The following is a 23842-nucleotide window of genomic DNA, read 5'->3' as shown; positions in this document are numbered from 1 at the left end:
CACTTATCTTTTTCTTGCAGCTCTTGGAGGTTGTGTAAATAAGTAATATCTATTTTTACCTCTTCTTGGTTTTGTGGTGTCAAGTTCTTGCTTAACCCTGTTGACAATCATGCCTGCAGGATCGGCCAATGTAGGAAGTCTTTCGGAAATGTCCTCAAAGCTTTCAAACGGTTTCTCTTCACGGGCCTTAATGATGTCCCACATGTATTTCTTACCGATACCAGGTATCAATTCAAGTGAATGCATTCTTGTACTTACAGAATCTGCAACATTGAAAAATTCAACGAATCTATCTTCATTAGCTTCAACGATATCGCGAATGGCGTAATCCAATTCGATTCTGCTTGTTGCAGTCAAGTTTTCATAATCCAATTTACCTAAAACCCTGTATATCTTATCTCTTTTTCCTTTACCAATATATACAGTGTCTTGGATTTCTAAATCAACACCATTCTTAGGAGCTAATTCGAGTAAAGTGAATTGTTCTGTACCAATAGCTTGAGCAATAGGTTTACCACCAAATTTGGACATATCAGATTTGACATAGCCACGACTTAGGTAATCTAGTACAACAGCATTTTCCTCTTTTTTCACTGTTGGTCTTTTCTCTCTTTTGTTTTTATCAACCATATTATCACTCACTATTAGTTTATTATCGTAGCTAAATCGGCTACAATATTGACTTATTTTATAAATATTATTTTCAAGTGTAATAAATATATCTAAAAAAAGTGGGGTTTTCAGTAAAAATTAATTAAAAATAATAAAAAAAGGGGGAATAGTAAAGTACTATTCTTTAACGTCATATCCTTCAAGGAATTCTAGGATTTTTTCCATGTCTTCCTTGTCTGTTTTGCTTGGTTCTTTAGCGAAAATCAATCTCATGTCAGCTAAATCCTTAGGAACCAAATCAACGATATGAGCTGCAACTTTAGCTCTTAAACCAAAATCATCTTGAAGTTTATCGAATATTTCTTTTGCATCTTCTGCGGAATATCTTTCAAACCTTTTGAGATGGTTTAATGTTAGATTTTGCTCGTAGTTCAATTCGTTGTCTTCAGCAAAATCCTCAATTATTTTTTCAACTTCGGAACCTGTAATAGGTTCGGTTTTAAGAACTTCTTTTCCAATCATAGAAATCATTCTTGTAATTTTAAGTGGTCAGGTCTTACTATTAACTCTTTAGGTTTGTTACCATCTTTTAAGGACACAATGTAAGCTTTACCTTTTTGACCTGTGATTTTACCGGTTTTACCGTGGAATCTAGGAGCAGGTTGTCCTTTTTGGATGGATGGGTTAATAGTAATGTGAACTAAATCTCCTTCTTCGAATCTTTGCATTCTGTTAGTAATCGGGTTAGTTCTGCCCGGTCTTTGTACTTTAGTCATTTTTTTTCTTGATCTACTTTTTAATCCTCTTGATCTTTGCATTTTATAACCTCTTAATCAGTAGTCTGGGTATAAATCTATGTTATCAGCGACCTAGTATTAAAAAAGCCCATAAATACTAGTAACATAGAATGTGAAAATAACAATTATCATCCAGTGATATGATAATATTATAATTTTAGTTTAATGGTATTAATATACTTTTAGTTTTTTGGTGATTTTTTGAAATCGGTAAAAAAAATTTGAAAATAAAAATGGTGTGAAGGAAGATAACTGTTTAGTTATCTTCAAATCTTCTTCTATCAATCAATTCTTGACGTTTACCTGGGTTCCAACCACCGGATGCAGATTTTGCACGTCCAACTTGTTGTACGTAACCGGTAATTCTGTCATACCATTCTACATCTTCTTTTTCCCCGCAGGTAGGGCAAGTATTGTTTAAACCTTTCATCAAGGTTTTGCATTTTAAACAGAAGCTTAATGCTGAGCTGTAAGCCCAGAATCCGATATCGGATTTTCTTGCGATTTTATTGGTTAAACTCATTAATGAATCTGGATCTGAGTAGGATTCTCCCATGAATGCATGGAAGATGTGACCACCAGGAGTTAAACCGTGATATTGTTCTTCAATTTTGATTTTTTCGATTAAGGATAATCCGGTGTCTACTGGTACGTGTGAGGAGTTTGTGTAGTAGTTAGCGTTTCCGTCACCTTGTACGATAGCTTGGTCTCCGAATTGTTTTTTGTCGAGAGTTGCGAATCTGTAAGCGGTGGATTCAGCAGGGGTTTGTAAAACAGACCATCTGAGTCCGGTTTCTTCTTGTAATTTTTTAGCTCTGTCATTTACGTATTCGAGACATTTTACACCGAACTTGTTGGAGTCAGGGTTTTCGATTCCTTCACCGAATAAGGATAATAACATTTCGTTAAGTCCAACAAAACCGAAGGATAAAGTTGAATTTTCAATTCTGTAGTATGGTTCCCCATTTACATCTTGTTTTAAGAATGGTAAAATGTGGAAATCGTTTAAACATTTTAATCCTTGTTCTCTTCTGAGCATCAAGGTTTCAACTGCAAGGTCCATGTATTCGTCTAAGTATTCGAATACTTGGGATTCATCTTTGGATTGGTATCCGATTCTTGGGAAGTTTAAGGTTACGTAAGCGAGGTTACCGGTTCTTAAACAGTCTTGATCCCAGTCACCGGTCCAGGTGTCTTGTAAACAGGTTCTGCATCCCATGTAGTTTGCCATTTTTCCTCTGTATTTAGGGAACATGTTTACAAAGTATGATGAACCATATTTTGCGGACAATTCATGAACTAATCTTAAGTCTTCTTCGTATTCACTGGTCATTGTTTCTTCACGGAGAGTGTAGATTGTATTTGGGAATAAATGAGGTTTACCTTCATTGTCTCCTTCAAGCAATGTTTCAGTGAATGCCCTTTGGATTAATCTGGTTTCATCTTCAAAATCAGCGTAAGTTCCGACAACTTGACCTTTTGGTCCGTATGCGGTTTCTTCTTTTAAGAAATCAGGAACACCGAATTCCAATGCCATACTTGTGAATGGAACTTGTGATCCTCTTGCGGCGTAAGCCATGTTTAAGTTATATATAAGCATTTGAACAGCTTGTTTGATTTCATCGTAGGATCTGCCTCTTGCAAATGGTGCGACAAATACGTTCCAGAGGGACATTGATTGTCCACCGGACATGTTTTGTTGTGCTGCAAGCATGATTTCACCAGTGTGGTTCATTAAGGTTTCCATGTGGTTTGGTGCACCTGCAATTGAGGTGTGGTCACCGGTACCGTCCACTTTAAGTCCGTATCTGATGAATGTTCTTATATCATGTTGTAAACAGTTTAAAGGTCTTCCTGCGAAGAATTCCAAATCGTGAATGTGAATGTCTCCAGACATGTGTGCGTCTGCTAAGTGTGCTGGCAACATTTTCAAGAGAGCATATTGTTTTAATGCTTCGTCTGCTACATGTTTGTGGATACTTTCCGGGTTGTGGATCATGTTTGCGTTGTCCCTGTTACCGTTTTCAATTAAAGAGGTAATGTTGTATACAGGGATACCTAAACGGGTGTAACGGCTTCTTAAGTCTTCTAAACCGTATTCGATTAATTTTGTGTTAACCATTTCCCTAATCATAGGTGCGGTCAAGTATTCCACATTTAATTTTTTAAGTTCTTTCCAAGTTTCAGTTGCGATTTCAAAAGCAGTTTCTTGGCTAGCACCGGTTTCTTCAATTAAGGTGTTAGCGATTTTTGATAAGTCAAATGCTTCAATAGTATCTCTTGAAGTACGTACTTTTAATTGGGTACTTGCTAAGTATTTGTTTGCGATTTCAGGATCAATGTCTTCTAAGCATTCGTAAACAATTTTTTTGATTTCTTTGGTTTTGATCCCATCGTATAATTGAGATACTACGGTTGCTATGATTTTGTCTGATTCAAAGAATGGGGTTTCTACCATTATCAATGATTTCATTAATTTTTCATAACTGAATCTTTCTCTGATACCGTTATTCTTTTCTACATTAATTTTAACGGATTTTTCTAAGTTATTTCCTAATTCTGATATTTTTTCCATTTAATTCACACCATTTTCCTAGTTTATAAAATAGTTTTATTATCCAAGGTTGAGAGAGGGTACCCTCTCACTTGCTATTACTATTTGTAATCACTTGTATAATTATTGTTCGTATTAATACGAACATCTATATAATAGATAGTTTCTCATGGTATATAAATTGTTCGTCTTCAATCGAACATTATTCATATACTCTGAAATTTACTATATTATTAATATCAAAAAACAATTGTCCAAGAGAGCATTTGAAAAGTATTAGAAGAACACGTCAAGTGAACTCTGCTTGGATTTATCACTTTCAAACAATGAGTTAATACCGAACTCCTGAATCTCCAGACGCTGCTCAAGATAGTGGGATACTGGATATCTGTTAACCAAATCCCTTGAAATCTCAAGATACTTGGTAACTGATCCCTTGGAAACTGACAAAATCAGATTTCCACCGCATGAACATTTTCCGGTAAGCGGCATTCTTCTGTACTTTGCGCCGCACTTTGTGCATCTAACCTTCTGCTTGGAAAATGCCCTTGAGTTACCCATGATGTCCGGCAGGAAATGTGATGACAGTACCTTCTCGACAACACCACGCTGGTCAACGGCCCTGATGCTTTCGGCAAGGCTGATTTGGGCTTCAACCTTTTCCCTCATTGAAGGCAGACGTTTGTAAAGACAAACGGTCGGGCCCGCATGGATGTTTGAGGTGTGGTGGGAAAACATCAATCCCTCATACTGTTCAGGTGTTCCCAGGTGCATCTCGACATTGTCTATGTATTCAAGAACATCTGCAGGCTTGTGAGGAGTGTAGGTTTCCTCATAAAACTCGACAGGGAACCTTTCAAAGATGTCCAGGTTGTGGGATTCGTCGTCTATCTCTTCAGGGTCAATCCTTGAGGATAAAACCAAAGGAGCATCCATACTTCCTCCCCTAGTGTTAGGCAAGTATGTTTTTGAGAAGTTGATCAATGCGTCAAGCAACAGCATCACCGCATCCTCGTCACTGTCACAGTTTCTACGTTTGGCTGAATGGAAATAAGGGTGTGCATAGCATCCCAAAGCCTTTGTGAAACCGACTATTCTGCCCAGAACTCCTGCGGATGTGTGCGGAGCAAGGCCGGCAACGAGATGGCCAATCATGTCGCTTTTCTCCTTAACGTTGTAGAACGGCTCCATGCCGTAATACCTTGTGAGCTCGTCATCAATGAACTGGGCGGTACGAAGCAGGTAATCCCCACAGTTGTCGGAAATTACAATGTCCTGGACCTTAAGCTCAATGATTTGGTCCTCACTCTCAATAGGATTGCCGTAACAATCTTTCTCATAACCCATTTCAAGCAGCTTTTCAACGTTTACTCCAATTTCCTTAGGAACAAAATGTGTCAACGGCAAATCGGTTGAGTCATGACGGATTGTTCCGTCCTTAAAGGTGAACACCTCATGTTTTGCCCTGAGAATTCCTTTCTCCAACGGTTCAGGCAATTTGGACTCTGAAATCATTCCGACAACACCCTTGACCTCGTCGACCCTTCTGACCTTGACATTGTCGGAAGCCTTTTTGAGCATTGATGCAAGCGGAATGCTTTTCATTGAAGGTTTTCCCTTTTCAGTCGGATGGCCACATTTAGGACAAAGTGCGCCAAATGAGCTGATTCCACATTCGGGATTGGTACATCTTCTTCTGGAAATCTCTACCTTGATGCTGCCTTTCTTGGCGGCGGTGGCAACCAGCCTTCTTGAACCTCCAAAATTGCCGATAGGTATCAATCCGTGAGGGGCAGGTCTCATAAGTCTTTCCTTTGATTTTTCAGGTCTGCCGACACGGGTACCGATGTAGGCCGGAGCCTTGTCAATGATCTTGACAGGTGAAACCTCATTCAGGGCTTCAATTGTTGTTTTCCTTTCAGGCAATCTGTCGGATAATGTGATGAGCAATGCATAGGAGTGGTCCTTGTCAATGATTATCTTGCCGTCACGAACGATATGCGGCACGCCGATAACTTCAAGAACCCTTTTCGGATAAGAGAAGTCAAGCTTAATGCCCTCTTCAGGTTTATAGGTTGATTTTGAGGCATCAAGCAAATCATATAACCCATTCAAATCATTTATGGTAACGTCATTATAGCAATAAGTGTATTTAGGGTGGAGCGGAATGTCATACTCCTTGGACAGCCTGAACGCCTCGACTGCAGGCAGATAATCATATTCAAGTGCGTGCAAATCCAGATCGGTGTTGTCCTTGTCGAATTTCTCGCTTCTCATAAGCAGCTGAATCCACCATTCCTCAACCCATCCTGACGGATATAACGGTTGGTTGTTCCTTAAGAACTCACCGAACGCAACGAGCATGTCACCAAGGAAGAGTATTTCAACAACATCCTTTTTCAGCTTCTGAGCTTGCCTTACGCTGTCAATCACGACAACGTCACCGTTTTTTAGCTTGACGATTGGTCCCTCAATAGAATCAACGGGAACAACACAGTTTCCCTTACCAGGATATTCAATCTTCAGCTGTGTTCCAACGGCCAGAAACTCGAGCAGTGCCATTGTTGCAGGATGGACTCCCATTGTGGCAAGGCCGGTGTTACGTGAACGACCATACCTTAACCTGAAACCTCCCTTTTCGGAAGGGTATCCTAGAATAGGCCTTCCGCCGATGATATCCTGGATGTATTTAGGCTCTTCAAGAGCGACATCGGAGTCTCCGCCGTCATCTGACGAATCGCTTTTTTTAGGCTTTGAATACTCTTCAAGCCAGTCCCAGTCAAGACCCAACTTGTTTGCAATCTTTTTGATCTTCTTGGATTTCTGGATAACTCCCTCAACCATCGCAAGCAAAGCTCCCCCACGAATGTTGTTTGTTTCAACACGCTCCAAATCACGGTGGGACACTTCAACCTGGTCGGTCTGTTCACCTGAAACCTCCACAGGGATATGGTTGGCCGCAAATCTCACTTCCTCTGGTGTTGGTGAGTATTGCAGGTTTGTAACTTCTGACTCGTATAGCTCGACCTCTTCCACATACCTTTCGATTTCATCTTCAATAGGCTTGAACTCATCGATGTTGATTGCCTGTCTGATCTTGTCTCCCAAAAGCACTGCAAGGGCTGCCGCAGTACCTCCAGCACTTCTGATAGGTCCTGCAAAATACACTCCGATATATTTTGTACCGTCGAAGTTCTGTTTGATTTTAACGTCGGAAATTCCCTCCAACGGCGCTGCAACCACTCCTTCCGTAAGGATTGCAAGTGCTGTCCTGAGACCCTGGTCGCATCTTTGCTCCTCATTCCATTTCGCCTTCTCGCCTGTCAATTCGAAGGTCCCGTCTGCAATTTCAGCAGCAATTTCAAAAGCGACAGACTCACGATCCATATCTTTCTCTAATTCCTTAATACGTTGCGCAACACCTTCAGGACCTACAAGCCCTTCAACTCTTTCCGCTAAATCCTTTGCAAGTGGAACTTCGGTTTTTGTTTCAACATCCAAACCCTTAGACCTTGCTTCATTAGCTATCTCGTATAGGTGATTGGTTTCAGCTTCTAATCTATCAAAATAATCCATGATATCGCCACAAGTTACAAAATTAATTAGTATATAATCTATTGTTTCTCATGATATTAATAATATTTGATGAGTTCGAAAATACTTAAATATTCTAAAAATCAAACTTTTAAATTGTATATTGTAGTCGAATTTTAAATGTTAATATTGCTATTATGGTGATTTTAATGTCTGATGATAAACCAATGAACACCATGTATGGTGGAAAGATAAAATTGGATTTAGATAAACTCAAAAATAGATCTAAAAGTAAAACAGAAGAAAAGACAGTTGAAGCGATGGATGTGGAACCTGTAAAAGAACAAGTTCCGGAACCTGTTGTTGAAACTCAAGAAGAAGTAGTTGTTGAAGAATCTGTGGAAGAAGTTGACGACCTTCCAGAACTGGTTGATGAGGAAATCGTTGAGAGTGTTTCCGAACCTGCTGAAGAGGTTGTTGAGGAGCCGGTCGTTGAGGATGTTCCTGAGCCTGTTGAAGAGGTTGTTGAGGAAGCAGTTGTTGAGGATGTTCCTGAGCCTGTTGAAGAGGTTTTTGAGGAAGTTCCTGAAGTTAAGAAGAAATCTTCCAAACCTAAGAAATCAAAAAAATCCAATAAGAAATCCTCTGACAATGCAGATTTGAAACAGAAATTGGATGAGAAAGATAAAAAACTGTCCAACCAATCAAATGAACTAAACTACTTGACCAACAAAGTAATTCCAAAACTCAAAAAGGAAAACGCTGAACTCAAAAACATTAAAAACGAGTTAACTACCGCACTGGAAAAGACATCAAGAAAATACTTTGACCAATTGGACATCAATGCCGATTTAAGTAACACTATAGGAAAAATCGGTGCAGAAAGTGCAGTTCACAAAGTAAGAGCCGATAAACTTGAATCCCAATTGGATTCAGTCAAGGAAGATTTGGAATCCCAAATCGCAGAGTTGAAAGAAGAGCTTGACAACTCCAACGTTGTTGAAATCAAAAAGGAAAACGGCAAGCTATCCAATGAAGTCAAAGAGTTAAAAGAAAAGTTATCCGATGCAAGAAAAGAAAACATATCACTTTCCGAAGAAGTCGATAAGTTAAGAGCTGAAATCATCGAGTTTGGAAATTATAAGGAAGAAGTCGATGCCCAAAACAAGAAGGAAATCGACGGATACAAGGAAGAGATTTCCTCACTTAAAACACAACTCAAGATTAAGGAAAGCAGTTACGACAAACTTTCAAACGAATCCAGCAAGACTATTGCCGATTTAAGAAAGCAAGTAACCAAACTTGAGGAATCTGCGGAAAAAGCATCCGGCAAAGGATTATTAAACAGATTTAGATAGATGATTGATTTCATCTATTAACTTATTTTTTTCATGAAAACTGACGCTTATTTTATGGATGAGGCCATCAAGGAGGCTGAAAAATCCTTAGAGGAAGGGGGAATTCCGATAGGGGCCGTCCTCGTTAAGGATGATGAGGTAATATCCAGAGGGCATAACAGACTGATTCAAAACGATTCCGTAGTTCTGCATGCCGAAATGGATGCCATTGAAAATGCGGGACGCCTGGAATATGAGGATTACCGCAGATGCACATTGTACACAACACTGTCTCCCTGCCCGATGTGCTCAGGGGCGGTGATATTATATAACATTCCCCGTGTCGTGATAGGGGAGAACACAACACTGATGGGGGCCGAAGGCCTTTTGAGATGCAATGATGTGGAAGTCATTGTGCTTAATGATATAAAATGCAGGGATTTGTTCTTAAGATTTGCGGCCAACAATCCTGAAATATGGGATGAGGAGCTTAAGAAAGTTGGAAACACTACCGAGGTGGAAATGAATGGAGATAACAGTAACAGATGAGCAAGATGAACGTTTTATTGAATTTTGCAAATCTTTCGGATGTGAAGTAAACGATCCTCAGGTTGTGCTGCTTTTAAACAACTACAAAAAAACAGTTGGATGCGCCAGCTTCAAGGTGTACGACAGTGAGTCCGCTGAAATCATAACTCTTTTTTTAAACTCATATGACGATAGGGACAAGATAGCATATAAGCTGATAAGGCAGCTTGAAAAGGTAGCGATGGACTATGAATTCAAAAGCATTGTCGTCAGCTTCGATTCAAAAGAGGACATTCTCGTTGATATCTTTGAAAAGTTAGATTATACGTTCGTGGATGATCTTCTAATGAAAAAAGAGTTTAAAAGTTTAATTTGAAAAAAAAGAAAAGTTTGAAAGATTAAGCTTCTTTTCTTAATCTTTTTACTACAAAGTCTTTGTCCAAACTCAATAAGAATGATGCTGCTCTTGGGCCTTGTTTTTGACCGAGAATCATTTTATAGATAGCTTGGAAACCTTTTTGTGGTTTTAATCCTTGAGCTTCCAGGATTTCATACATCGCATCGTGCAATTCGGTTGCATCGGTGAAATCATTGTTTTCAATCAAATCGGCAAGGTCAGCCAGGAATTGATCTTGCTCAGGGGTCAACGGCAATTTAGGCACGCTTTTTTCCTGAACTTTGAATTTCACGAAGTTAGGTGCATAAGTGTCAAGCCAGTAGATTACGTTGTCGACCCTTTCCCTGTATTGTGCCAATTCGGTTTCGGTCAAGTCGCCGAACTCCTTGTCCTTGAAGCTTTTGGTCAATTGGGAATTTCTCTTGAGGATGTCAAATATTTTCTCAAGGTCATCTCCGGCAATCTGATAAGCGTTGACGAGGAATCTGAATGGCGGTCTGAAAGGTAGTGGACTTCCAGGTTCCATTTGGACAATCTCATAGATTTCCTTGAATTTTCTTCCTTCTTTTTCTGATGGAGCTTCAACTTCATCGTAGAACACTTTTTCAACAGTATCGAACTGGTCGATAAAGTCTAAGAAAGGCATTTTCGGGGAGAAATCCTTTGCTTTCATTGGTTTTGACCTGAACAGATAGTAGTGAAGACTTTCAGCAGGTCCGATTTTAAGCCATTCTTCAGGAGCGAAGAAAACCCCGTGGGATTTACTCATCGCTTCACCGTCAAGTGTAATCCATTCGTATGGCACTGGGTATGGTGCAGGATAGTCGAAAATCTTTTCGGATATCACGCTACTTACATCGTAGGATCCGCCGCTTGCTGCGTGGTCTTTTCCGAACGGTTCGCATGTGGTTCCGAATATCTTCCATCTTGCTGCCCATTCAACTCTCCATGTGAGCTTACCGTTTCCGGACTTGATGTCCATTTCACCTTCGTGGCCACATTCACATCTGTACTTGATGATGTCGCCGTCGTAATCGTATGCGTATGTGGTATTTACACGTCCACACTCATCACAGATAGGGTTGTATGGCAGCCAGTCGTCAGCTAATGGCTCCCTTCTGTATTGGTTAAAGATTTCCTTGATTTCATCTACTTTTTCCAAGGAAGTCCTGATGTAATCGTTATAGTCTCCGTTCTTGTACATTTCAAAACCGGATTTAGCTTCCATTTCAATGCCATAATCGTCCATGACTGAAAGCAGCGGTTTTTCAAAGTGCTCTACAAAGTTTGCACAGCAGCCGTCTGGGCATGGAATCATTGAGTATGGCATTCCTAAGTATTTGTCGTAAGATTCAGGTAAAGGATATGGAACTTTTCTGAGCGGGTCGTGGTCGTCTGCAATCCATATTGTTTTAGCCTTCTTTCCCATTTCCCTTAATTTTTTTCCAATTCCGTTAGCTACAAATATGTCGCATGAGTTTCCAATATGAATAGAACCTGAAATGGAGGTTCCACTCGCAATAACATGCTCTTCTGTGTCTCTTTTAGCTAGTTCAATAGCTACATTTTCAATCCAATGTGTCATTTATATTCACCGTTTCTAATAAAAGAATTATCATAAAATAAGTATTATAATAATATTATCTTTCTATTAATATAAAAAGATTATTTTAATGGGAAAGTTACCCAAATCATTGATGTTCACAAATATCTTCTAAATAAATATGCAAGAATTGACCCCGCAAAATTCTGCCAGACGGAATAAAGCGCTCCTGGCACCGTTGCCTGGGACAAGGTTGGAAAATGGGTCTTTGCAAGGCTTGTTGACAAGCCTGAATTTTGAAATGCCAGTTCTATAGCTACAGTAATGATTTGTTTTCTGCCCATTCCCACCAGGTATCCCACTCCAAATCCAAGCGCCATCGCAATGAAGTACTGAAGGACAATCACGACGATTATGATTGTGGATGAAGTTAGGATGGCCTGCTTGTTGGCACCGATCACTCCCGCAACAATCAGACAGATTACAATTGAGGATATTGCAGGCAGATAGTCTTTCAGCTTTTCGCAGAAATCCGGGAATTTGTAGTTCAAGGTCAAACCTATGGCGATTGGCACAATCACGATTTCGACAATGGAGATGAACATGTCAACAGGATTGAATTGAATCTGATTGCCGATTAAAAGCAATGTGATCAATGGTGTCAGGATAGGCGAAATCACTGTGGAAACCGCAGTCAGGGAAACGGACAGTGCCACATCACCCTTTGCAAGAAAAGTGATGACGTCGGAGGCTGTTCCTCCAGGCACGGTTCCGACAAGGATGATTCCAACTGTCAGAGCTGTGTCAAGTGAAAATGCGCTTGCAAGGCAAAATGCTATCAGGGGCATTATAATGTACTGCGCTGATATTCCCGCTGCAATCTCTTTGGGATTTTTAAACACGTTAATGAAGTCATCCACTTTCAATGTGGTTCCCATTGTAAAAAGAACAATACTTAAAAGTAGATTTATGATATTGATGCCGTTGTATTCGCTCAATACCCATGCGAATGAATTCGGATAAAGCAATGAAATGCCTACGGCCAGCAATATGATTATGAAAAAATACTTCTCAATAAATTTAAAAATCCTTTTCATGCTTCAATATTAGGTTTGAGCATTTAAAAAAATTATGATAAAAAAAGTAAAAGAGAAAAAATAAAAGAATTAGTAGAATTCATTCATTCTTTCAAAAGCCTCATCAAAGGTTGGCATGTTGGTTTGGCAGCCTTGGTGTTGAATGATAAATGATGAGACGGATGATGCGAATTTTGCGGATTCTTCAAGTGATTCTCCGTTCAGGAATCTTGATAAAAATCCTGCCCTATAGGAATCTCCCGCACCGGTCGGGTCGATGGCTTCGGTTGGGATTGCATCGATTTTTATTTTATCCTCATTTGAGTAGATTTCACATCCGCTGGCTCCGCAGGTCTTGACAAGGATTTTAGGACCCATTTCCCTTAATCCGTTAAGGTCGACTTCAAGCGCATCAAGAATCCTTTCATATTCATGATGGTTACCGAAAAGGATTGTAGTGTTTTCAATCACGTCAATCAGCTTTTTGGTGTCATACATTCCAAGGTCTTGGCCAGGATCGAATGAAACAAGCAAGTCTTCTTTTGAAGATTCACTAACGGATCCCATCAAATCACCTTTGAGGGGGATATATGTAAAAAATAGTATTTATTTTATGGTGAATTCCAGAGTTTAAAAAAATAAGAATAAATAGATTAATGTTAATCTATCTATTTTATGAGGTCGGAATCGGATTGGTCCAACCATTCGTTAACGATTTTCACTGCACAATAGTTTCCGCACATTGTACAGGTGTCTTCCTCTTCAGGAGGTCTTTGGTCTCTTTTTGCACGTGCAGCTTCCGGAAACATTGCACAAGCGTATTGTGCTTCCCAGTCAAGTCTCTTACGTGCTTCTGCCATTGCAAGGTCTTGTGAACCGTCGATTTGGCCGGTTGCAAGGTCTCCTGCATATGCTCCAATCTTGGTTGCGATGACTCCTTCCCTAACGTCATCAGGGTTAGGCAATGCAAGGTGCTCAGCAGGAGTAACATAGCAGATGAAGTCTGCTCCTGCTTTTGCTGAAGATGCAGCTCCGATAGCGGATACGATGTGGTCGTAACCTGGTGCAACATCACATACGATAGGTCCGAGCATGTAGAAAGGAGCGTTGGAACACATTTTCTTTTGAATCATTACATTTGTTGGAATCTCGTTGATTGGAATGTGTCCTGGCCCTTCAATCATACATTGCACTCCGGCTTCACGGGATCTGTCGATTAATTCTCCTAAAATGATCAATTCTTGTATTTGTGCCCTGTCTGTTGAATCGGCAATGGATCCTGCTCTCATACCGTTTGCAAGTGATAATACCACATCATGTTCCTTTGCGATTTCGAGAACGTAATCGAAGTTGGCGTACAATGGGTTTTCCTTTTCATTTTCAACAATCCATCCGGACATGAATGACCCTCCACGGGAAACGAGTCCTGTCACACGGCCTTGTCTTTTGAGTCTGGTTAATGTTTCGATATTGATACTGCTGTGAACGGCCATAAAGTCAATACCGTCTTTTGCTTGCTTTTCAATGGTGTTGAAGAGGTCATCCTCATCCATGTAAACCACTGAACCGTCTCTTCTGATGCTTTCAATTGCTGCTTGATAAACTGGTACGGATCCCACTGGCAATGGGGACATGTCAAGAACTCTTCTTCTTATTACGTCAAGGTCTCCTCCAATACTTAATTCCATAAGGCAGTCTGCACCATGGTCTATTGCGATTTGTGCCTTGTGCACTTCCTCATCAAAATCAACGATATCTGTGGAGGTTCCGACGGTTGCGTTCACTTTTGTCCTGAGTCCGGCTCCAATTCCTGCAGCCTCAATGTCTCTGTGTACGTTGCTTGGAATTACAATGGTTCCCTGTGCCACTGATTTTAATATAAAATCTTGTGAAACACCTTCAATTTCTGCAACGTGCTTCATTTCATCTGTTAATATGCCTTTTTTTGCATCGCTAATTTGTGTCATAACAATTCCTCAATTTCATTTTAAAACAGTCAAATTTAATTTAAAAATTTCTCATATTTATTTGATAATTTCTTATCTTAATTTAATAGTATTTAAATTAATGGGATAAATTTTAATTCCACTGTTATTGATATAAATCAAGTTTTTTTTAAAAAATAGTTATTATGTAGGATTATATTGGAAATAAAGCAGTATTGATAAAAATAAAGAAAAATTGAAAAAAATGTAGGAATTTAGTAAAATTCGTTCATTCTTTCAAATGCTTCATCAAAGGTTGGCATATTGGTCTGACAGCCTTGATGCTGAATAATGAATGATGAAACGGATGATGCAAACTTGGCTGATTCTTCAAGTGATTCTCCGTTTATGAATCTTGATAGGAATCCTGCCCTATATGAATCTCCCGCACCGGTCGGATCGATGGCTTCGGTTGGGATTGCATCGATTTTGATTTTGTCCTCGCTTGAGTAGATTTCACATCCGCTGGCTCCGCAGGTCTTGACAAGGATTTTAGGACCCATTTCCCTCAATCCGTTAAGGTCGACTTCAAGCGCATCAAGAATCCTTTCATATTCATGGTGGTTACCGAAAAGGATTGTAGTGTTTTCAATGACGTCAATCAGCTTTTTGGTGTCATACATTCCAAGGTCTTGGCCAGGGTCGAATGAAACAAGCATGTCTTGGTCTTTTGCTTCAAGGGAACATTTCCAATTGAATTCAGGGTCTCCTGTTGCAAGGTGAACTGCTTCGGCATCCTTGATTGCTTTTGTAGGAACTTTGCTTTCGCTGAATTCCTTTGCAGCTCCCCAATAGAAGTAGCTTATCTGGTCATCGTCATCGTTGGTTAAAACAAATGCGGTAGGTGTTTCCTCGCCCGGAACAAAGATTAGGGATTCGGTGTCAATACCCAAGTTCTGCATGTGTTCATAATATTCTGTTCTTTTGAAATCTCCTCCAACAGCGGAAACGAGGGAGGTTTTTAAACCTAATTTTGCTCCAACACAAGCTACATTTGCAGCGGCTCCACCATTAAAAGTTTTCATCTTGGTTATTGGTGCTGAAAAGTTAGCTTTTGGAAATTCCGGCACTCTAATAATGTAATCATGAGCAGAGTGGCCAATTGCTAGTAAATCTCTGTTTTTTGCCATAATATCGCCTTTTTATAATTTCAATTTTATATTGGTTCTTATCATTATTTAATGTTTTGAAAGTGCACATTGTCGCACATGTGAACCCATTAAACATTAATTTCCGATGTGTGATGGTATGTACTATATAATAATATTATATTACAGTTTTGCCGAGAGCATTTGGAAAGTACTATCCCATTGGTGTGAAGCCCTGCTGCTCAATCAGCCTCTGGCCTTCGTTTATCAGGAACCTGACATATTCATCAACTTCGGCCTTGTCCTCGTTGACCTTGATGACGCTGATTACATGCTGGGTGTCATACTTCAGGAGGTCATTTCCCTTGAAATAGCTGGCATTCAAAAAGGTATAGAGATTCTTTGAGTTTCTCACAATCTTGAATGCATCGAATTGGGAATTGACGCTTTCCTTTATGTTGTATTCAATGTCATAATGGTTAAGGCTGTTCCATGCAAGCCTTTGGGCGGAACCGTTGACGTTTACAAAATCAAGCCCCTCCAGGTCGGATATGCTCTCGATGCTTTTGGATTCCGGGCTTGAGACCAGAACGAGATAGTCATAGGCTATCGGCATGAAATTGATGTCCCTTTCATACGCAATCAGAGGGTCGTCCAATGTCAGAATATCCACCGCACCCCTTTTTGCAAGCTCGAATGCGTCCTCGTCGCTGCTGCTGTAGATGTTGGTGTTGAATGGTGTGTGTATGCTTTCAAGAAGCCCTGTGCTGATGTGCCCTCCGGCAATGTTGATGTTTGGTGTCTTCTCGATTTGGATCATATACTTCTTGAACTCCTCAAGCAGGGCATCGCCATCCGGTGTCAAGAGTGTGCCGTTGCCGACCTTTCGGGTAATCTTGACGCCTAACTTGTCCTCAGCCTTAAGCAATCTCCTGTTAAAGACTGTATGTGAAATGCCCAATTCCTTGGCGGATTTTCTTTGGGACTGGGTTCGAGAGAGTGATTCCAGGCTTTGGTATAATTTATAGTCGTAAACCTTTCCGTCAATCTCTATACTTATCAATCCCTTACTTTCAAATTTCATTAATTATAAATAAAATTGTAATCATAATTAATAATATCGATTTATGGATTAGATAAAAATGGAAATAATGAAAACCTCTATCAGGGCTATATTGGACAATATTGAAAGTGCACAAGACTATTTGGATGAAGAAGCTATTGAAAAATTTGAAGATATCATCATAAGCTCCAAAAACATCTTTGTTACTGGAGCGGGAAGATCTGGACTTGCCGCAAAGGCATTTGCCATGAGGTTAATGCATCTGGGATTGAGTGCCTATGTTGTGGGCGAAACCATATCTCCGGCCATTTATGAAGATGACTGCATTATTGCCATTTCAGGTTCAGGTGAAACAAATACCATAGTGTCCGCAGCCAAAATCGCTAAAAATAGAGGTTCCAAGGTATTGGCCCTAACATCTTATCCTGACTCCACATTAGGTCAAATGTGTGACAGCTATATCCTTGTCAAAGGAAGAACAAAAAAAGAAGTGGATGATGAAAACTACATCAAACGTCAAATCCACGGAAACTACACTTCCTTGACTCCATTGGGAACAGCTTTCGAGCTGACCACTCTCGTATTTTTGGATGCAATCGTTTCCGAGCTGATGGAAAAGATGCATCAGACTGAAAGTGACTTGAAGGCAAGACACACAGTTCTAGAATAAGATCCTATTCTGGTTATTATATATATTACAGCGTTGGCCCCTTAAGAAGCCGACCAATGTAATATTTCCTTTTTTTGCGATATTGTATCCTGAGTTAGCGGGAGCTGCGTTTGATGCCAGAATCGGAACGCCGGCCCTTGTCATTTTGATGACCATGTCCGCAGGCATTCTTCCGCTGTATATCACATATGAGTTTTTCAGGTCGAAATCGTGCAATATTCCATATCCTATTACCTTGTCCACGGCCACATGGCGGCTTACGTCTTCCTTGACGACGAACTGACCATCATAAACGATTCCCGCAACATGTGTTCCTCCGGTGGCCTGCCAGATTTCAGCATTGTTTTTAAGTTCCTCTATCCTGTCGAGCAGTTCCCTGACGCTTACCTGAAAATCGGATTCGACAGGGTTGACGTCCTTGATCTTGCTTCTCCATCCTCCTGCTGAATCGGAGCACAGAACTGTCTCATTTGTCCTTAAAAGGGTGTCGTCGATTTCGACATTGATCTGCGGACCGTCGATTTCAATGCTTTTGATGTCGTCAAGGGATTTCACCATGTTCTCGTTGAACAGGTACCCGACTGCAAATTCCTTAAGGGAATCCTCGATTGCAGACAGGCTGCGTGAGATGTTTCCGTTGATTGTCAATGTTATTGTTTCATCCTTCACAACATTTTCCTTAACTTCTGTGGCCTGATCGTTTTTGAATTTTATTGCATCGATTTCTTCTATTTTCATGCCTTCCACCATATATTATTTTAAGTGTCATTATATTTTAAAATTATTTGATAAATCTCGTTATCATCGACGCTTTTCAATGATTTTTCAAGTGTTTCTTAACAAATCTTTTTTTGTTATCCAATCGATTTTGACCTTTCATATAATTTTAGTTGGCTTAAATTTGAATTTTGTCAAAATTATCTTTCATCGATTTTCATTTTTAATTTTCCATTATTTTGAAGTGATGTTAATTTTAAGCAATTTTTTGTTAAAATAAGACGATATAAATATATTTTCATATTGTAACTTTTTCAGAATTATTAAATTAAAACAAGTGTAAAGTCAATATTAATAATCTTCAACGATTTTTAATATAGTATAATAAAATTTAAGATATAATTAAAGGTATTTTCGGAAAAGAAGAATAATTTCACGATGTGTATGTAATCCATCATGATTTATCATTATGTTTAATTTTGTAGCTTTGTAGTATTTAAATATTTCTTTTAGAGTCTAATGAAAAATCCTTTTTATATATAAAAGTAATATATAATATCATAATACTCTTTGAACTAAATTGTGGGTTTCATTAGTATTATAAAAAATTAATAAAAAAGGGAATAAAAGAGGTTGATAATATGAGTTCATCTTTTAAAAGTCCAGTAGACACTGCGAAAGCAATTTCCGCAACTGCTGGAGCAAAAAACTCTGCAAATATTGTTAATGTAATATTGCTTTCCTTCTTAGCAGGAGCATATATTGCATTTGGTGGTTTATTAGCTGTTGTAGCTAGTGCTGGTATGTTAAAAGCCGGCGCACCAATCGGTTTAGAAAAATTCGTATTCGGTGCAGTGTTCCCTGTAGGTTTGATCATTGTAGTTCTCGCAGGATCAGAACTCTTCACAGGTAACGTAATGTTCATGACCCTCGGTGTTTTAGACGGTAACGCATCTGTTGGCGGTCTCGCTAAAAACTGGGTAATAAGTTGGATTTTCAACTTTGTAGGTGCATTATTCGTAGCATACGTTCTCGCTTTCATGGGAGGAATTACTCCTACTGACGCAACCGCACCAGCTTACGCAATTTCTGCAAAAGCAATCGCTGTAGCAGAAGGTAAAGTAACTATGCCATTCACAGTTGCAATGATTAAAGGTATTGGTTGTAACTGGCTTGTATGTTTAGCTGTATGGTTAGCTAACGCATCAGACGATATCATCGGTAAAATCGTTGGTATTTGGTTCCCAATCATGGCATTTGTATGTATCGGATTTGAGCACAGTGTTGCAAACATGTTCTTCATACCATTAGGTATGTTCTTAGGTGCTAAAGGTGTAACCTGGAGTACTATTATTATTAATAACTTAGTACCAGTTACTATCGGTAACATCATTGGTGGAGCAGTCTTTGTAGCATGTATCTACTGGTACACTTACTTAAAAGACTAAGCTAGTAAATTCAAGAAGAAGCTTTAAAGCTTCTTTCTTTATTTATTTATTTATTTAAATAAACAAAAATATTATTTTGGAGATTATAAAATGGTTGAAATTAAATATGTACCAACTATCTGTCCGTACTGTGGTACAGGTTGTGGACTCAACTTTGTAGTCAAAGACGGAAAAATCGTTGGTGTAGAACCTTTAAAAAGACACCCTGTAAACGAGGGTAAAGTATGTCCAAAAGGTAACTTTGGATATCAGTTTATTAATAGGGAAGACAGATTGACTACTCCTTTAATAAAAGAAAACGGTGAATTCAGAGAAGCTTCTTGGGATGAAGCATTAGATTTAGTTGCTAACAAACTCAAAGAAGTATCTGACGAAGATCCAAACAAAGTTGGATTCTACGCATGTGCTCGTTCACCTAACGAAAACATTTACATTACTCAAAAATTAGCAAGAGTAGCTTGTGGTACCCAAAACGTAGACCACTGTGCACGTATCTGTCACGGTCCTACTGTAGCAGGTTTAGCTACCACTTTCGGTTCCGGTGCTATGACCAACGGATTCGACAGTATTAAGGAAGCTGACTACATATTCTGTATTGGATCAAACAACATGGAAGCACACCCATTATTTGGACGTAAATTAATCCAAGCAAAACAAAACGGTGCTAAATTAGTTGTATTAGACCCAAGATTCACTCCTACTGCTAAAATCGCAGACGAATATGTACAATTCGAAACTGGTACTGACGTAGCTTTAATGAACGCTATGATTAAAGTCATCATCGACAAAGACTTGCAAGATGATGAGTTTATTGCAAACAGAACCAAAGGTTTCGAAGAAATGAAAGAAGTTGTACAAAAATACACCTTAGACATGGCTTCTGAAATTACCGGTATCAAACCTGAAGTAATCGAACACTTAGCTGTAGAATACGCATCTGCTGACAAAGCAGCTATCGTATACTCCTTAGGTATTACCGAACACTCCCACGGTGCTGACAACGTAATGTCCACTGCAAACCTTGCAATGTTAACTGGTAACATTGGTAAACAAGGTACTGGTGTAAACCCATTAAGAGGACAAAACAACGTACAAGGTGCTTGTGATATGGGTGCATTACCTTCCGATTACGTAGGTTACAGAAAAGTTAAAGACCCAGAAACCACCGCATGGTTCAACGACTACTACAGTGGAGAAGGTTACGAAGTTAACTTACCAACCACTCCTGGTTTAACCTTAGTAGAAATGATGAACGCTGCTCACGCTGGCGACTTAAAAGTATTATACATCCACGGGGAAGACCCTGTACTCTCCGATGCTGACGTACAACACACCAAAGAAGCACTCGCTAACTTAGAAATGTTAGTTGTTCAAGAATGTTTCTTAACCGATACCGCACAATGTGCTGATGTTGTATTACCTGCAGCAGGTTGGGGTGAACAAGAAGGTACCTTCACCAGTGGTGAAAGAAGAGTACAATGCTTACACAAAGCACAAGAACCTCCTGAAGGCGCATGGTTAGATTGGAAAATTATGGAAGAAATCGCTGTCAGAATGGGCGTACCAAGACCATTATTCCACTACGAATCTGCTGAAGAAATCTTTGATGAAATCAGAGAATGTGCTCCTATCATGGCAGGTATGAACCGTGAAAGATTAGACACTCCTGAAGCACTTCACTGGCCTTGTCCTTCCGAAGACGACCCATGTCAACCATTAATGCACAAAGAAAAATTCGCACACCCTGATGGTTTAGGTGTCTTCCAAGCATTAGAACACAAAGGACCTGTTGAAACTGTAGATGATGAATACCCATTATTATTAACCACTACAAGGATCTTGTTCCACTACCACGCTGCAATGACCAGAAGATGTGAAACTTTATCCAACGAAGTTAAAACCGGTTTCATTGAAATCAACACTAAAGATGCTGAAGCTAGAGGAATTATCAACGGTGAAGTAGTAAGAGCATTCTCAAGAAGAGGAGAAATCGCAATTCCTGCTCGTGTAACCGATGACATCAGAGAAGGTATTGTAAACATTCCAATGCACTTCGTAGAATGTGCAGCAAATGTATTAACCAACTCCGATTCCTTCGACCCTAAATCCAAAATGGTTGAATTGAAAGCTTGTGCTATCCAAGTCGAAAAACTCGATGAAGTTGTCGAAATGAAAGGTGAAGTATACAAAGATGGTACTGACACCGAAATCAAAGCTGAAAACATGGCAACTACCACCGTAAAAGTGGGTAAATAAACAAGGAGTAGATTTAAATGAGCGCAAAAATTAACGATATGTATTACGCATACTCTGCAATTGATGATATCAAACAAAAAGGAGAATACGGTGGAGTTGTAACTACTATCATGAAATACCTCTTAGAAGAAGGTATTGTTGATGGTGTCGTTGGAGTAACCGAAGGTCACGATATTTACGACGGTGTACCAACTCTCATTACCGACCCTGCTGATGTTATCAAAACCGCAGGTTCCATTCACTGTGGTACCTTAAACATTGCTAAATTCGTATCCAAATACTTAGACGGTGCAAGATACATGAAACTCGCTGTTGCATGTAAACCTTGTGATGCAATGACCATCCGTGAATTAATGAAAAAAGGCAAAATCATCGAAGAAAACGTAATTATGATTGGTGTTAACTGTGGTGGAACTATGTCACCTGTTCCAACCATGAACATGATTAGAGATGTATACGAATTAGATCCTAAAGACGTTATCAAAGAAGAAATCGCTAAAGGAAAACTCATCATGGAAACAGCTGATGGTGAAAAAGGTTTCAAAATCGATGAATTAGAAGAACAAGGTATGGGAAGAAGAGAAAACTGTCAAAGATGTAATCTCAAAATCCCTTCCAACGCTGACTTAGCTTTAGGTAACTGGGGAGTTATCGGTGAATTAGCTGGTAAAGCTACCTTCGTTGAAGTATTCTCAGAAACTGGTGCAGAAGTATTAGACAAAGTTATTGAAGCTGGTTTAATCGAAACTGCTGAACCTATTGAAAAAGGTATCAAAATCAGAGAAAACATCAACAACTTCATGTTAAAAGAATCTCAAGCTAAGAAAGAAGTTGATTACGCAGGCACCACTGGAGACATCATCGACGTATTCTACCAATACGAAGACGAATTCTCCAAATGTATGAAATGTTACGGCTGTCGTGAAGCATGTCCATTATGTTTCTGTGAAGACTGCTGTCTCGAAGCTGAAGGTCCTGAATGGGTACCTGGTGGATACACTCCTGCTGCTCCATTCTTCCACTTAACACGTTTAGTGCACATGGTTGACGCATGTACCAACTGTGGACAATGTTCCGAAGTATGTCCATGTGAAATCCCTGTAGCTAAAGTATGGAGTACTGTAAACAACAAAGTAAGAGAAATCTACGGATACATCCCAGGTATGGGCAGTGACGACCCACTTCCATTTACCGACCACGTATCCAAAGCTAAATGGTTATAAGGATTTTTCCTTATTTCCTATTTTTTTCTTTTTTTTGAGATGAAAAGTTAACACTGTTATATTATTTGCTAAAAAAATAAGGTTAGGAATTGAAGGGTTCCCTTTTGTTAATTCCCTTGATGAAGATTTCCTCTAGTTTTTCCTCGCTTTCGCCATTTCTCACATGTGAAATCAACTCGACCAGGTTATCATTTCTCAAAAGACATGGCTTGATTTTACCATCCGGTGTAATCCTCAATCTGGAGCAATTTGCGCAAAATTTAGCATTATCGACAGGCTTGACTACCTCGATTTCTCCACCGTTAATGTAATATTTCTTACGGCCCTGCATAAATTCACGTTCTCGCACATCATCAGCTATATCAGCCAACTCTTTTTCGATGTCATCGAGCTTGTAGTGGTAGTCCACACTGAACTTGTCGTCGTCACAGTTTTCACTTTCAATAAGTTCAATCAGCTGAAGCACGATGTTGTTCTCCTTACAGAATTCGAACATGTCGTCAATCTCATCCTGGTTGATGTCCTTCATTATGACCATGTTGATCTTTACGGGATAGAGTCCAACCTCAACGGCCTTGAGAATTCCCCTTTTTGCATCTTCAAGATAATCCTTTTTGGTGATGAACTCGAATGTTTCACGGTTGAGGGTATCCAGGCTCACGTTGACCCTGTCAAGACCGGCATCCTTTAACTCTTGAGCATACTTTTCCAAAAGGATTCCATTTGTTGTCATTGAAATGTCCTTAAAGTCAAGGCTTGCAATTCTCTCAACGATTTCAACGATGTCATTCTTGAGGAGTGGCTCTCCTCCTGAAAGCCTGATTTTTCTAACGCCTATCTTCTTGGCTATTTTACATATGGTGTAGAGTTCATCAGCGGTCATCTCATCCTTTGACTTGACCATACCGTCATGATGGCAGTATAGGCAGTTAACGTTACACCTGTTTGTCAATGTGATTCTCAGTGAAAGAATCGGTCTTTCATACTTATCCAAAACAACTCCGTCCAACATGA

19 protein-coding genes and 1 pseudogene are annotated in these 23842 nt (G+C 39.5%); 7 read left to right on the top strand and 13 right to left on the bottom strand.

What is annotated here, in order from left to right; all coding sequences use genetic code 11:
- Positions 1 to 3: 3 nt before the first annotated feature.
- From MBBTH_RS09730 to polC, 5 genes are all read right to left on the bottom strand, one after another.
- Entirely contained in the window at positions 4 to 630 is a 627-nt protein-coding gene (locus MBBTH_RS09730) for a DUF655 domain-containing protein (RefSeq protein WP_116592837.1), read from the bottom strand.
- A gap of 159 nt (positions 631 to 789) precedes the next feature.
- On the bottom strand, positions 790 to 1134 hold the full coding sequence (locus MBBTH_RS09725; protein ID WP_116592901.1) for an RNA polymerase Rpb4 family protein: 345 nt from the start codon (positions 1132 to 1134) through the stop codon (positions 790 to 792).
- 5 nt (positions 1135 to 1139) lie between these two features.
- Positions 1140 to 1430 (bottom strand): 50S ribosomal protein L21e, encoded by a 291-nt coding sequence (locus tag MBBTH_RS09720; protein ID WP_116592836.1) that lies wholly within the window; start codon positions 1428 to 1430, stop codon positions 1140 to 1142.
- Positions 1431 to 1665: 235 nt separating this feature from the next.
- Positions 1666 to 3984 (bottom strand): anaerobic ribonucleoside-triphosphate reductase, encoded by a 2319-nt coding sequence (gene nrdD, locus MBBTH_RS09715; RefSeq protein WP_116592835.1) that lies wholly within the window; start codon positions 3982 to 3984, stop codon positions 1666 to 1668.
- Positions 3985 to 4239: 255 nt separating this feature from the next.
- A complete protein-coding gene (polC, locus tag MBBTH_RS09710) occupies positions 4240 to 7539 on the bottom strand; it encodes a DNA polymerase II large subunit (protein WP_116592834.1) in 3300 nt (1099 codons plus the stop codon).
- Positions 7540 to 7706: 167 nt separating this feature from the next.
- Here polC and MBBTH_RS11125 point away from each other — a divergent pair, with 167 nt between their 5' ends.
- From MBBTH_RS11125 to MBBTH_RS09690, 3 genes are read left to right on the top strand one after another with little or no spacing between them, the layout of a single operon-like run.
- Positions 7707 to 8855 (top strand): GumC domain-containing protein, encoded by a 1149-nt coding sequence (locus tag MBBTH_RS11125; protein WP_243409798.1) that lies wholly within the window; start codon positions 7707 to 7709, stop codon positions 8853 to 8855.
- 33 nt (positions 8856 to 8888) lie between these two features.
- Positions 8889 to 9383: a nucleoside deaminase gene (locus MBBTH_RS09695; protein WP_116592833.1), complete on the top strand. Its 495-nt coding sequence runs from the start codon at positions 8889 to 8891 to the stop codon at positions 9381 to 9383.
- Entirely contained in the window at positions 9361 to 9738 is a 378-nt protein-coding gene (locus MBBTH_RS09690) for a hypothetical protein (protein WP_116592832.1), read from the top strand. Before MBBTH_RS09695 ends, MBBTH_RS09690 begins: the two co-directional genes overlap by 23 nt.
- A 22-nt stretch (positions 9739 to 9760) precedes the next feature.
- On the opposite strand, the gene lysS is transcribed toward MBBTH_RS09690, so the two are convergent.
- From lysS to MBBTH_RS09660, 6 genes and pseudogenes are all read right to left on the bottom strand, one after another.
- Positions 9761 to 11344 carry a lysine--tRNA ligase gene (lysS, locus tag MBBTH_RS09685; protein WP_116592831.1) on the bottom strand — a complete coding sequence of 528 codons (1584 nt, stop codon included), beginning with the start codon at positions 11342 to 11344 and terminating at the stop codon, positions 9761 to 9763.
- Between the two features lie 116 nt (positions 11345 to 11460).
- A complete protein-coding gene (locus MBBTH_RS09680; protein WP_116592830.1) occupies positions 11461 to 12399 on the bottom strand; it encodes a bile acid:sodium symporter family protein in 939 nt (312 codons plus the stop codon).
- Between the two features lie 69 nt (positions 12400 to 12468).
- Positions 12469 to 12915: pseudogene (locus MBBTH_RS09675) on the bottom strand (PfkB family carbohydrate kinase); the annotation flags it as partial.
- Positions 12916 to 13046: 131 nt separating this feature from the next.
- A complete protein-coding gene (thiC, locus tag MBBTH_RS09670) occupies positions 13047 to 14345 on the bottom strand; it encodes a phosphomethylpyrimidine synthase (RefSeq protein WP_116592829.1) in 1299 nt (432 codons plus the stop codon).
- A 233-nt stretch (positions 14346 to 14578) separates the two neighbouring features.
- Positions 14579 to 15493 (bottom strand): carbohydrate kinase family protein, encoded by a 915-nt coding sequence (locus MBBTH_RS09665; protein WP_116592828.1) that lies wholly within the window; start codon positions 15491 to 15493, stop codon positions 14579 to 14581.
- A gap of 172 nt (positions 15494 to 15665) precedes the next feature.
- Positions 15666 to 16535: a LysR family transcriptional regulator gene (locus MBBTH_RS09660; protein WP_116592827.1), complete on the bottom strand. Its 870-nt coding sequence runs from the start codon at positions 16533 to 16535 to the stop codon at positions 15666 to 15668.
- Positions 16536 to 16593: 58 nt separating this feature from the next.
- On the opposite strand from MBBTH_RS09660, the gene hxlB reads away from it, so the two are divergent.
- Positions 16594 to 17184: a 6-phospho-3-hexuloisomerase gene (gene hxlB / locus MBBTH_RS09655; RefSeq protein ID WP_116592826.1), complete on the top strand. Its 591-nt coding sequence runs from the start codon at positions 16594 to 16596 to the stop codon at positions 17182 to 17184.
- On the opposite strand, the gene fdhD is transcribed toward hxlB, so the two are convergent.
- Entirely contained in the window at positions 17176 to 17922 is a 747-nt protein-coding gene (gene fdhD, locus MBBTH_RS09650; protein WP_116592825.1) for a formate dehydrogenase accessory sulfurtransferase FdhD, read from the bottom strand. The two genes, hxlB and fdhD, sit on opposite strands and share 9 nt — an antisense overlap.
- Positions 17923 to 18542: 620 nt before the next feature.
- Between fdhD and MBBTH_RS09645 the strand changes: the two genes are divergently transcribed.
- The 3 genes from MBBTH_RS09645 (at position 18543) to MBBTH_RS09635 (ending at position 22828) form a co-directional block, all read left to right on the top strand.
- Positions 18543 to 19349 carry a formate/nitrite transporter family protein gene (locus tag MBBTH_RS09645; RefSeq protein WP_116592824.1) on the top strand — a complete coding sequence of 269 codons (807 nt, stop codon included), beginning with the start codon at positions 18543 to 18545 and terminating at the stop codon, positions 19347 to 19349.
- Positions 19350 to 19439: 90 nt separating this feature from the next.
- Positions 19440 to 21605: a formate dehydrogenase subunit alpha gene (gene fdhF / locus MBBTH_RS09640; RefSeq protein ID WP_116592823.1), complete on the top strand. Its 2166-nt coding sequence runs from the start codon at positions 19440 to 19442 to the stop codon at positions 21603 to 21605.
- A gap of 17 nt (positions 21606 to 21622) precedes the next feature.
- Complete coding sequence (locus MBBTH_RS09635) at positions 21623 to 22828, top strand: Coenzyme F420 hydrogenase/dehydrogenase, beta subunit C-terminal domain (RefSeq protein WP_116592822.1); 1206 nt, start codon at positions 21623 to 21625, stop codon at positions 22826 to 22828.
- An 82-nt stretch (positions 22829 to 22910) separates the two neighbouring features.
- On the opposite strand, the gene moaA is transcribed toward MBBTH_RS09635, so the two are convergent.
- Entirely contained in the window at positions 22911 to 23840 is a 930-nt protein-coding gene (gene moaA, locus MBBTH_RS09630; RefSeq protein ID WP_116592821.1) for a GTP 3',8-cyclase MoaA, read from the bottom strand.
- Between the last annotated feature and the right edge of the window lie 2 nt (positions 23841 to 23842).

The organism is Methanobrevibacter thaueri, from assembly GCF_003111625.1.
GTDB lineage: Archaea > Methanobacteriota > Methanobacteria > Methanobacteriales > Methanobacteriaceae > Methanocatella > Methanocatella thaueri.
The sequence above is the reverse complement of the archived record's forward strand: the minus strand, read 5'-3'. Positions and strand labels throughout refer to the sequence as shown.

What these genes read in the sequence shown, in the direction of transcription:
- MBBTH_RS09635 (WP_116592822.1), top strand. Translation starts at nt 21,623, where the DNA reads ATGAGCGCAAAAATTAACGATATGTATTACGCATACTCTGCAATTGAT.
- MBBTH_RS09695 (WP_116592833.1), top strand. Translation starts at nt 8,889, where the DNA reads ATGAAAACTGACGCTTATTTTATGGATGAGGCCATCAAGGAGGCTGAA.
- moaA (WP_116592821.1), bottom strand. Translation starts at nt 23,840, where the DNA reads ATGTTGGACGGAGTTGTTTTGGATAAGTATGAAAGACCGATTCTTTCA.
- MBBTH_RS09680 (WP_116592830.1), bottom strand. Translation starts at nt 12,399, where the DNA reads ATGAAAAGGATTTTTAAATTTATTGAGAAGTATTTTTTCATAATCATA.
- nrdD (WP_116592835.1), bottom strand. Translation starts at nt 3,984, where the DNA reads ATGGAAAAAATATCAGAATTAGGAAATAACTTAGAAAAATCCGTTAAA.
- MBBTH_RS09725 (WP_116592901.1), bottom strand. Translation starts at nt 1,134, where the DNA reads ATGATTGGAAAAGAAGTTCTTAAAACCGAACCTATTACAGGTTCCGAA.
- fdhF (WP_116592823.1), top strand. Translation starts at nt 19,440, where the DNA reads ATGGTTGAAATTAAATATGTACCAACTATCTGTCCGTACTGTGGTACA.
- lysS (WP_116592831.1), bottom strand. Translation starts at nt 11,344, where the DNA reads ATGACACATTGGATTGAAAATGTAGCTATTGAACTAGCTAAAAGAGAC.
- fdhD (WP_116592825.1), bottom strand. Translation starts at nt 17,922, where the DNA reads ATGAAAATAGAAGAAATCGATGCAATAAAATTCAAAAACGATCAGGCC.
- MBBTH_RS09730 (WP_116592837.1), bottom strand. Translation starts at nt 630, where the DNA reads ATGGTTGATAAAAACAAAAGAGAGAAAAGACCAACAGTGAAAAAAGAG.
- MBBTH_RS11125 (WP_243409798.1), top strand. Translation starts at nt 7,707, where the DNA reads ATGTCTGATGATAAACCAATGAACACCATGTATGGTGGAAAGATAAAA.
- hxlB (WP_116592826.1), top strand. Translation starts at nt 16,594, where the DNA reads ATGGAAATAATGAAAACCTCTATCAGGGCTATATTGGACAATATTGAA.
- thiC (WP_116592829.1), bottom strand. Translation starts at nt 14,345, where the DNA reads ATGACACAAATTAGCGATGCAAAAAAAGGCATATTAACAGATGAAATG.
- MBBTH_RS09720 (WP_116592836.1), bottom strand. Translation starts at nt 1,430, where the DNA reads ATGCAAAGATCAAGAGGATTAAAAAGTAGATCAAGAAAAAAAATGACT.
- MBBTH_RS09665 (WP_116592828.1), bottom strand. Translation starts at nt 15,493, where the DNA reads ATGGCAAAAAACAGAGATTTACTAGCAATTGGCCACTCTGCTCATGAT.
- polC (WP_116592834.1), bottom strand. Translation starts at nt 7,539, where the DNA reads ATGGATTATTTTGATAGATTAGAAGCTGAAACCAATCACCTATACGAG.
- MBBTH_RS09660 (WP_116592827.1), bottom strand. Translation starts at nt 16,535, where the DNA reads ATGAAATTTGAAAGTAAGGGATTGATAAGTATAGAGATTGACGGAAAG.
- MBBTH_RS09645 (WP_116592824.1), top strand. Translation starts at nt 18,543, where the DNA reads ATGAGTTCATCTTTTAAAAGTCCAGTAGACACTGCGAAAGCAATTTCC.
- MBBTH_RS09690 (WP_116592832.1), top strand. Translation starts at nt 9,361, where the DNA reads ATGGAGATAACAGTAACAGATGAGCAAGATGAACGTTTTATTGAATTT.